The sequence below is a fragment of the Pseudoalteromonas sp. SR45-4 genome, assembly GCF_014163535.1.
GTDB classification, from domain to species: domain Bacteria; phylum Pseudomonadota; class Gammaproteobacteria; order Enterobacterales; family Alteromonadaceae; genus Pseudoalteromonas; species Pseudoalteromonas nigrifaciens.
Map to the genome: position 1 here is coordinate 250456 of NZ_JACJDO010000001.1, position 10795 is coordinate 261250.

At 41.4% G+C, this 10795-nt stretch carries 7 protein-coding genes and 2 pseudogenes; all 9 read right to left on the reverse strand.

Annotated elements, in window-relative coordinates; translation table 11 throughout:
- Positions 1–38: 38 nt before the first annotated feature.
- Positions 39–3890, reverse strand: coding sequence for a YhdP family protein (locus H5058_RS01150; RefSeq protein ID WP_182676583.1), 3852 nt, complete (start codon positions 3888–3890; stop codon positions 39–41).
- On the reverse strand, positions 3890–5362 hold the full coding sequence (gene rng, locus H5058_RS01155) for a ribonuclease G (protein ID WP_011329323.1): 1473 nt from the start codon (positions 5360–5362) through the stop codon (positions 3890–3892). The genes H5058_RS01150 and rng overlap by 1 nt, the downstream gene beginning before the upstream one ends.
- A gap of 1 nt (position 5363) precedes the next feature.
- Positions 5364–5933 carry a nucleoside triphosphate pyrophosphatase gene (locus H5058_RS01160; RefSeq protein ID WP_182676584.1) on the reverse strand — a complete coding sequence of 190 codons (570 nt, stop codon included), beginning with the start codon at positions 5931–5933 and terminating at the stop codon, positions 5364–5366.
- Positions 5933–6412: a rod shape-determining protein MreD gene (mreD, locus tag H5058_RS01165; protein ID WP_089368784.1), complete on the reverse strand. Its 480-nt coding sequence runs from the start codon at positions 6410–6412 to the stop codon at positions 5933–5935. The genes H5058_RS01160 and mreD overlap by 1 nt, the downstream gene beginning before the upstream one ends.
- Positions 6405–7247 carry a rod shape-determining protein MreC gene (mreC, locus tag H5058_RS01170; RefSeq protein WP_182676586.1) on the reverse strand — a complete coding sequence of 281 codons (843 nt, stop codon included), beginning with the start codon at positions 7245–7247 and terminating at the stop codon, positions 6405–6407. The genes mreD and mreC overlap by 8 nt, the downstream gene beginning before the upstream one ends.
- A complete protein-coding gene (locus H5058_RS01175) occupies positions 7247–8290 on the reverse strand; it encodes a rod shape-determining protein (protein WP_011329327.1) in 1044 nt (347 codons plus the stop codon). Before H5058_RS01175 ends, mreC begins: the two co-directional genes overlap by 1 nt.
- A gap of 127 nt (positions 8291–8417) precedes the next feature.
- Positions 8418–10457, reverse strand: a complete 2040-nt coding sequence (locus H5058_RS01180) for a formylglycine-generating enzyme family protein (RefSeq protein ID WP_182676588.1) — start codon at positions 10455–10457, stop codon at positions 8418–8420.
- 120 nt (positions 10458–10577) lie between these two features.
- Positions 10578–10634 (reverse strand): annotated as a pseudogene (locus H5058_RS18665) (hypothetical protein); the annotation flags it as partial.
- Positions 10635–10643: 9 nt separating this feature from the next.
- A pseudogene (locus H5058_RS18405) lies at positions 10644–10795 on the reverse strand (ISAs1 family transposase); the annotation flags it as partial.

The following is a 10795-nucleotide window of genomic DNA, read 5'->3' on the forward strand; positions in this document are numbered from 1 at the left end:
AAGGTAGCACTCATTAGCTATTTCTCATTGGCTATTTCTCATTGGGTAACGCTCACCTCAGCGTCTTTTAGTTTAAGCTTTGTTGCTGCTTGAGGCTGATTTTGCGCCGCTTGTGGTAGCGTTACTTCACGACTTTTACGGTCAAGTTCTTGTACTTGCGGGTCATTCATTTTACCGGTTACTTTAAAGTTTATTTCGGAAATAACGCGCGCCGAGTGAATCACTTTATCTATAGCAAGCGCAGCAAGGCCGGTAACGGGGTTAACCATCCAAGCTACTATTATAGGTATGCTGGAGGTTACTTGCGGCGCAACCGCTAGGTCGTAGTCTATTTCTAGGGTATTTAAATTAGCATAACCTTTAATGGTTAAGTCGGCTGGTACGCCATCCATTTTAGTATCTTGAGTGTAGGCAATGCCTTTATCAAGCTGCATTGTGCCTTGCATGCTGTTATAAAAAAAACCTTTGGAAAACACATCTCTAAAATCGAGTTTTAATTTACGCACTAGTGAATCTAGGCTCAGTAACGAGAACACCCGCGCGCCACCATCACTTACCTCGGTTAAATGTCCTTCGCCTAAACGCCAATCAATATTGCCCGAAAGACTTGCTACATCAAGGTTATACGGGGCTGCTTGCCATGCAAGATTATAGTTAATGGTTGCGTTTGAATCTTTAATTGCGGTGGTTAAGTCAAACTCATTAAATAATGCGCCTATATCCTCACTTTTAAGCTCACCGCTGAGTTGCGTTTGGCCATTTTGCCACTGCCCATGGGTGCGTAAAATATGATCGTTCTTATCAACCACTAACTCAGAAATAACAAGCCGTTTACCATCCCCCAATAAAGACGCGCTTACTTTACCTAACTGATACTGACTCACCTTACAATCGCCACATTCAAATTCTATTGCGGGTAGCTGAGTAAGCCAGCTTACGTCATCGGCTGTTTCTGTGCTTGCAACTGGCTTAACATTTGTTGGTTCAATAAAGTTAACCCTTAAATAATCGCTATTAATTCGAATCGGCTGGCTGGCTTGCGAGATAGGAATTAGCACCCCTGCACGCAATTCTTTAGCATTTAACTTTAGGTATAAATCGTTTTGGGTAGGTGCTAAGCGCATTTCAAAGTCATTAAATTGCACGTCACTAATATTAAGTTTTTCTATATTAGCAAGTACTTCATGCAGTGGTGGCATAACACTAGCTGATGCTTGCTCTGAGCCTTGCTTAGATACATTTATAATTTGCTCAATTAACTCTAGCCACGGAAGCAAATCGGTTTGTGGTAAATTAATACTAACCGCTAAATCTTTTTTATTAAGCCCTAAATCATTTTTACCGATAACAAAATGAGCATTATTAAAGTGGGTGTTGGCGTTATCTAAAATGGCGTTAAAATAAAATAGCTGCTTTATATTAGCGGTAATTAAGTTAGATATATTATCGCCTTGAATAACTGCATTGAGTGGCCATGGTTGCTCGCTGCTTTTAGCATAGTCACCCGGTAAAGTACTGCTTAAACCAATTAATGACGAGGTTACTTGCGCACGATAATCAAACCCTTGTTCGGTAAAGTTAAGCACTAAACCAATATCGGCTGCACTTTTCCCGCTAAGGTAGTTTTTTAATAACCCTTGGCCGCTCGCAATAAGAGTCTCGGCATCTAGCTGCGCTTTTATGTTTATATTGGCGCGATAATCTTGCTCAATACTTTTGCTGTCATAGTTAATATTGAGTGGCATGCCCAACCATGTTGCAGTGGCATTAGTGAGGGTTATTTCATTGTTTTTAAAATGCAGCTCGCCGTTTAAGTTATCCAGTTCAATGCCTGGAGTCGCAATATAAACAGGTAAGTCTATTAAATTTACTTTGCCGCTCACACTTGCACCATTAGCAAATTTAGAACCAATTAACAGCTCTATATCTGCACTAGCTTCGCCTTTACCTTGCACAATTTTAAAAATTTCAGCAAGCGGGCTGGCAAGTGGCGTGGCCGCAAAAAAGTCGTGCATTTTTTCAAGCTCGGCTTGCTTATCTATTTTAACTACTAGCTCATCGGCATGCATTAAATCGCTAATGCTAACGCGTACACTACTACCCACAGCTAAATTTACTAACTTGCCTTGCTGGCTATAAATATCCATGCGCTCGTTGGCAAAATGTAACTGGGCGCTGGCGTTAGTAACTGCAGGCCAGTCGGGATCAAACTGATAAGTGGCGTTATCTATTTGTGCTAACACATCAAACTGCCCAGAGCCGTCACTAAATGGAAAGCCTGTTAGCGGGCCTGCAAAAAGCACTTGTGCTTTTGACACTTCACCGCCTTTTATAGCGCCATTTAAATAGCTAACTAATTCAGGGCTCATCGCTTTTAAAGGAAAATAATGCCCAGCAATACTCGCGTCGGGTGCAAATGCTTCGGCGTATAAATCTAAACGCGGTTCGTCGCCTAAGCTAAGCTGCATTTCTGCAGCAAAGGTTACTTCATCATTATTAAACCAAATATTGTCACTACTAATGTGCCAAGCATTACTGCGCTTGGCTAAATTGAGCTCTATATTTAATTGCTCATAATCTATATTTTGGCTAAAACTATCACCGGTAATTAGGCTGTTATTTTCACCAAACAGGGTAATTCGCCCGTATTGCTGATTAACCAGAGCACTAACTCGCAGTTCTTGTGCGGCAGGTATTGCGTGCTGCTCTTGCCAGCCAATATTATCGGCTTCAAACCACAGCTGCCATTGCTCACTATGGGTATAGTCTAAGTAAGCTTGCTTTATTTGCCCACTAGGTTGGCGCTGTAAAAATGGCGTTAGGTTATTAAAGTTAGTCAGCTCGGCTAAATCGCTAAGTAGCGCTATATCAACTTGCTGTAACCAAATTTTATTTTGCTTACCCAGCAGTGCCTCAAACTCTAAACTCGGCCAGCTTTTATCATTACTATTAAACGCTAACCCCGTGCTTTTCAACCGCCAGCTTTTTTGTTCAGGAAATAAATGAAATCCCCCTTCGCTTAGGCTCAGCTGTTGTTTTTCTCCAGCCAACTCCCAACGTGCAAAACTAGGTAACCACTGTACTTTAACATCACTCACTAAACCTTGATTAAGCTCTAACCAAGCTTGTAAGTTTATGTTGCTGTGCAGTTGCTGTTTTTCGGTATTAATATATTGCGCTAACCAGTTAGATACATCTACCTCATTAGCTTGCACATACATGTCGCCTGCCATTTTTTCAATAGTATCGCCTTTGAGTGCAATTCGCGCATCAAAACTTCCCACCGAAATACCCGGTAATGCTAAGCTACCGCTACCTAAGTGTTGCTTATTTTGATTTTGCCAAACAATATTCTCTAACAGTAACTTACGCTCAGTACCGTCTTCTAAAATAAAGTTAATGCTGGAGTTTTCTATTGCGAAGTGGCCTGTGTCACCCAAAAATAGCTCTTCTATTAGCTCTTTTTGCTCAAACGACACTTCGCCTTCATTTTTGGCAAATAAATTAGCTACTTTAATACTGGTATGAAAGCCATTTATTACAAAGTAGTTTGACTTTAATTGCAGCGTTTTTAAGCTTTCCCACAAGTTAAGCTCTAAACTGGTTTTAGCTATAGTGAGTGCAATAGGTGCAGTTTGGTTGTCTTTAAATGATAGGTTTTCGAGCACTAGAGCAGGCCCGCTACCTTGCCAACTTGCTGAAATAGAGCCGATTGATAAACTAATATCAAACTTGGTATGTAGGTAGTTTTCTATATTATCTTTATAGTCGTTTGCATAAGGTAGGGTATATTTTAAAATAGAAACAGTCACGGCCAGTAACACTAAAATTATGGCACACGTTTGCCATAACTTTCTAAAACAAAAAAAACAGACCGCTTTTGCTTTCATTACATCATTACCACATCAAACTGCTCTTGGCTGTATAAACTCTCAACTTGAATATTGACCTGTTTACCAATAAATAGTTCTAACTCAGCTAAGTTATGATATTCATCGTTTAGTAATGCTTCACATACCGCTGGCGCGGCATAAACCACAAACTTATCTGCATCGTAAGCACGATTAACCCTCACTATTTCGCGCAGTAATTCGTAGCACACTGTTTCTACTGTTTTTTGTGAACCACGACCAGAACACGCAGGACAAACATCACATAATATATGTTCTAAGCTTTCGCGGGTGCGCTTACGGGTCATTTCTACTAAACCTAATGCCGACAAGCCATTAATATTAGCTTTAGCACGATCTTTTGCTAATGCCGATTCGAGCGAATGCATTACGCGGCGTTTATGATCTTCACTTACCATATCGATAAAATCGATAATAATAATACCGCCTAAATTACGCAGCCTAAGCTGGCGCGCAATAGCAGAAGTTGCTTCAACATTGGTATTAAAAATGGTTTCTTCTAAATTACGATGACCAACAAATGCACCAGTATTAACATCAACCGTGGTCATCGCTTCGGTTTGATCGATAATTAAATAGCCACCCGATTTAAGGGTTACTTTACGATGCAGCGCTTTTTGTATTTCGTTTTCAACATCAAACAAATCAAAAATGGGGCGCTCACCCGGATAATATTCAAGCACTTGCGACAAAATTGGCACAAACTCTTCGGTAAATAATTTAAGCTCTTGGTAGGTTAGTTTAGAGTCAACCCTAATGCGTTCCATGTCTTCGCCCACATAGTCACGTAGCGTTCTAAAAGCAAGGGTTAAGTCTTCATGTAAGATACTGGCTTTACTGGTTTTTTTACGGCGTGACACCACTTTTTGCCACAATTTTTGTAAAAATGCAGCATCGTGCCTTAATTCGGCTTCGCTTGCGCCTTCTGCGGCGGTTCGCACAATAAAGCTGCCGTTTTCATCGCTGTATTCAGCAACGATTTTTTTTAATCTGCCACGCTCTTCTTCTGTTTCTATGCGCTGGCTTACGCCAACGTGGGTGGCGTCGGGCATAAACACTAAATAGCGAGAAGGTATGGTAATGTCGGTAGTTAAACGTGCGCCTTTAGTGCCCAGTGGATCTTTTACCACTTGCACCATAATATATTGCCCTTGGCGAACTAACTCACGAATATCTTGTACTTTTTTTATCGGGGTATCGTCAACACCTTCAACAATAGAGGCGCTATTTACAATATCTGAGGCGTGTAAGAATGCAGCTTTTTCAAGGCCTATATCAACAAAGGCGGCTTGCATGCCGGGTAAAACACGGCTAATTTTTCCTAAGTAAATATTACCAACAATCCCTAAATTGCCAATTCGCTCTAATTGTATTTCTTGTAGAACACCGTTTTCTATTAGGGCAACACGGCTTTCACTTGGCGTGACATTAATTAGTAATTCTATACTCATGCTAGCCTCTTAAGAATGTTTGTAATAATTGTTCGGTCTCGTATAAAGGTAAGCCTACTACAGCAAAATAGCTACCCGAAATATGAGTAACAAATCGACCGCCTAAGCCTTGAATGCCATATCCTCCTGCTTTATCTTGTGGCTCGCCACTTTGCCAGTAGGTATGTATTTCATCATCGCTGAGGGTTTTAAAAGTAACATTAGTACTTACTACGCAGCTAAGCACCTTATCTGTTGTTGCAAAAGCAACCGCGGTTAATACCTGGTGAGTATTGCCCGACAAGCGCTTTAATGTATGGGTAAAGTCATTTTCATCACAAGGCTTACCTAGCGATTGATTGTCAATAACCACTACGGTATCGCTGCCTAGCACTGGGCGATCGGTATAACCAAGTGCTACACCCGACTGCGCCTTTAAACGCGCTAAGCGCTCTACATAATCATAAGGTGGTTCATTGGGGAGTTGGCTCTCGTCGGCATCAACACTAAACTGTGTAAATTCGATTCCTAGTTGCGTTAAAAGCTCTTTACGGCGAGGCGAGGCAGATGCCAAATATACGGCGTTGGTCATTATCTGATCCTAAAATGTCTACGGTATTTACGCAGTAATAAAAACACCCATACCCAACTCAACATACCTGTAAGCACAGGCCATAAGTATTGCGGGCTAAAGTACACACCCAATAAAAAGTGATTTAGCCAAAACTGCATTAAGTGATAGAGAGTTAAAAATAAGCCAATTAATAAGCTTTGTTGCCATAGCGAAAAGTTACGGATTTTTTGAAAATTACTGGCGGTAACAAAAATACAGATTGAATAAGTAAGTGAATTAACCCCTAGCGGCGAACCAGAAGCTAAATCTATTAATAAGCCTACAATCCATGCGGTTCCTATATTTAAACGATGTGGCACAGCAAGTGACCAATACATTAATACCAATAGCACCCAGTCAGGACGAAAGGGTTCAAACGAAAACGGTAACGGCATCAAAGCCATTACTAACGCAAAAAAAATGCTCAGTGCAATTAACAACGAATAACGATTAATCATCGCTAACCTGCTCCTGTTGATTTCGCCACAGCACTACTAATAATCTAATACGATCTAGCTGCGCTATGGGTTCTGCATAAACTTGTGCAAACGGCTGGCCTTCATCGCGATTTATTTCAGTAACTACGGCAACGGGGTAGCCCTCCGGAAAGATGCCTCCAAGACCTGAGGTCACTAATACATCGCCAATACGTACATCTAGGCTATGCGGTACATGAGAGAGCTTAACAACATTAATTTTACCTATGCCTTCAACCACTGTACGCACATCGTTACGTAAAATACGTACCGGCGTAGCGTGGGTAGTGTCGGTCATTAATAACACGCGCGAGGTGGTTGAGCCTATTTTGGTAAGCTGCCCTACTACACCCATATCATCAATTACGGCTTGGCTTTCGCTAAGTCCATTGGTGGTTCCTCGGTTTATAACAACTTGATGGCTATACGGGTTTGAATGAACTGACAGTACTTGCGCAATAATTTTACGATTTGACGGTTTAGCCGATGAGCCTAATAAGGCGCGCAATTTTTGATTCTCTCTGCTCAAAAACTGGTATTGCTGTAGCTGCTCGCTTTGCAGCATTTGCTTTTTTTTCAGCGCTTCATTTTCGGTAAGTAATTGATCGCGGGTATGTAAGCTTTTTGCACCAAAGCTAAATACTTCGTAGGGTAAATTAGCCACATAAATTAATGGGCTAACCAGTGTATTTAAACTAGTACGAACGTTTGTTCCACCTTCGGTGTACTTATCGCCAATAATCAGTATGACACTCAAAAGCACTGCGACAAAGAGTCGCAGTTGCAAGGAAACGGTTTGTGCAAACATTGATTTCATTAGTCGTAACTAAATACATCACCGCCGTGCACGTCTATCATTTCAAGCGCTTTACCACCACCACGGGCAACACATGTAAGCGGATCATCAGCAACCACAACTGGAATACCAGTCTCTTCCATTAATAAACGATCTAAATCTTTTAGTAATGCACCACCACCGGTTAACACCATACCGTGCGCTGAAATATCTGACGCTAGCTCTGGCGGTGATTGCTCAAGGGCAACCATTACAGCACTAACAATTCCCATTAATGGCTCTTGTAGCGCTTCAAGAATTTCGTGCGAGTTTAATATAAATGAGCGCGGTACGCCTTCGGCTAAATTACGGCCACGCACTTCAATTTCGATTGGTTCATCGGTTTTAAAAGCAGAACCAATTTGATGCTTAATATTTTCAGCAGTAGCTTCGCCTATCAGGCTACCAAAGTTACGACGCACATAATTAATAATTGCCTCGTCAAACTTATCGCCACCAATACGTACCGACGAGGAGTAAACTACGCCGTTTAACGAAATAATAGCCACTTCGGTAGTACCGCCACCAATATCAACAACCATAGAACCTGTGGCTTCTGATACCGGTAAACCTGCACCAATTGCCGCAGCCATTGGCTCTTCAATTAAATACACTTCGCGAGCACCCGCTCCCATTGCAGATTCACGTATTGCACGTTTTTCTACTTGGGTTGCACCACAAGGCACACATATAAGTACACGTGGACTTGGACGCATAAAGTTATTGTTATGCACTTGCTTAATAAAATGCTGTAACATTTTTTCGGTAACATAAAAATCGGCAATTACGCCGTCTTTCATTGGTCGAATAGCTTTAATGTTACCAGGCGTACGGCCTAACATCTGCTTTGCTTCAGTACCTACTGAAGCAACGCTTTTAGGCCCACCAGCACGCTCTTGACGAATAGCAACCACTGATGGTTCGTTAAGTACTATGCCTTCTTCTTTTACATAAATGAGGGTATTGGCTGTACCCAAGTCGATCGATAGATCGTTTGAAAAAATACCACGGAGTTTTTTAAACATGAGGCTGGATGACCTTTGAAATACGTTCTTATTTAAGCTGCTTTCACTTTAATACGCTAATATAATGAGCGATATTAAGCACAGCTGCCTTTGTAATTTAGTTAAAAAAGGAAGCAAAGCTTCCTATTTATCGTTCGCGAACTAAGCGAAAACCTATGTAGTTAGCTCTAAAGTCGGGCGCTAATATTAATCGCGTTGAGGCACGTGCAAGGCTAGGCGCAAAATTCCACGCTCCACCTCTAACCGCAACATCCGACTCACCCGAGTTTTTGTTAGTCCATTCCCATACATTGCCTACGGTATCGTATAAACCAAATGCATTAGGAGAAAATGATCCTACCGGTGCAGCACTCTTGTTTGACCATTGACTACCACACCAGCCACAATTCGCTAAATTTTTACCAATATCGTTACCCCAAGGGTATTCTGTTTGACTACCTGCGCGTGCAGCGTATTCCCACTCAACCTCATTAGGTAAACGAAACTGTTGACCTGTTTGCCCTGACAACCAATCAGCATACGCTTTAGCGTCGCTATAAGTTAAACAAACAGCCGGAAAATCACTTGTTTGCTCAAACCCAGGATTACGCCAATTTAAATTAGCTTCCCATACGGGTTCGCCATTTAAATAATAGGCGCAGCCTTTACCTTGCTCAGCTTGTGTTTTGTAGCCTGTATTAGCAGCAAACTGCTCATACTCACCTACTGTCACTTCTTTGCTTTGCATAGCAAAAGAGTTGGCAATTACTTTTTCAATAACTGGGCGCTCATTGGCTAAACCATTGCCATTAATATCGCCCATTTTAAATTTACCTGCCGGAATAACAACTACCGAAGTTTTTACATTAGCGTTTAATACACTAATGTTGTCGCTAACTTTACGAGTTGTTTGCTCTGGTTGCTCACGCGTGTATGTCGGTGCAGCAATCGACTCTGACTTTTTTACTAAATTGGCATGCACGGTTTGTGCTTTATTTAAATCAACACGTACCTGATAAGGTTTATAACCAAGCTTGCGCACTTCAATATTGTGCACACCTCGCGGTAAACGGGTTACTAAGCGGGTTGAGCCAAAGCTAACCCCATCAATAAACACTTCGTCGTCGTATACGTTTGAGCGTAGCGTTAATTCTACTGCTTGGTTTTTATCGTTATTAGCAATAACCGAGTTGTTTGTTACCATAGGCTTTACTGCATAACCACGCACTGGTTGCTCGTTTAAACGAGCCGCCGAAACGTTGCCATTATCCGCGTGCTTACTGAATGTTAACTGACTATCTGAAAAAGTTGTGCTGTAAGTAGGCTGATATGTTGCCGCCATGGGCGTGCCGTATTCAGAGCAGTAGCGGTTATCAATGCTTAATAAGTTACATAAACGGCTACTGTTAACTTCACCACGCATAGTAACGCTTAAATTAACGTTATAATTGCCTTGGCCACTAAATGCACTTTTTACCACATGACTACTTAAAATTTGTACCTGAGCACCGGCCAAATTACGTTTGGGTTCAACTAAACGCTCTTCAGTTAAGTTAGCAAATATTTGGTCAACAAAACGCTTAGTCGCTTTTTGTAACCCCATTTGCTGTCCGCGTTGCTCACACGCTGCAAGTGTTTCGGTACGCTTACAATTAATTGTGTGATTAACCTCTAACGTGCCTTCGCGGGTAAATTCGTTACGTAAACGCTCTACTCTGGCGGTAGTTAACTGCTCTTTTAAGCTCTCTAAAGTGTTTAAAAGCGTGTGTTTAGCCACACGAATTTGCTCAATGTCTTTACGGTGGGATGCAATTGCCGCCAACTGCATAGAAATATCATCTTTATTTTGCTTGTGATCGGCCACAGCTTTTTGATAACGCGCCTGAGCAGCGGTTATATCAATGCTAGGATCATCAATTAAACGACGGTACATTTCATTCATCGCGTCGAGTGCTTGGTTTTTTTCTTTATCTAACTCGGTTGAACGTGAACGCAAAAGTTGCAACTGGGTTTGCAGTTGGCTTTCTTCTTTTAAATGTTTATCAAGTATTGTTGTAGATTTGTCATAGTCGATCTGTTTTGTACTAATCTCAGATTCAATTCCAGTTACTGTTGCTGTGTCTTGTGCAAATGCACTACTAGCCAACAAACTAGCTGAAATTAACAGAGATAAAGGAGTAATTCGCATATATTCAGTCCCAAAAAGCGGCAATTATTTGGTCGTTATTATTTTTCTAAAATAAAGCCTTATGCTATGTACTTGAAGCACAAAACACAAGCTTTGTTCAATTATTATCTAAGTTTACAACTATTCACGTGTTTCACGCCAGTAAATAACCCGATCATTCCCTCGAAAGTGGCCAAATTGTCACGGCTAGCGCATTTTAATCCCAGACTCTAGCAGGGTTGAGCGGTAATCATCGTCTAGCCCTGCCATTTTCTTTTTCCTCGCCATACTTGCTGACTTAGATGCATCTTGTTTAAAAAGCGCCATGGCTATCTTTCGCATTACATTAAACATTAATG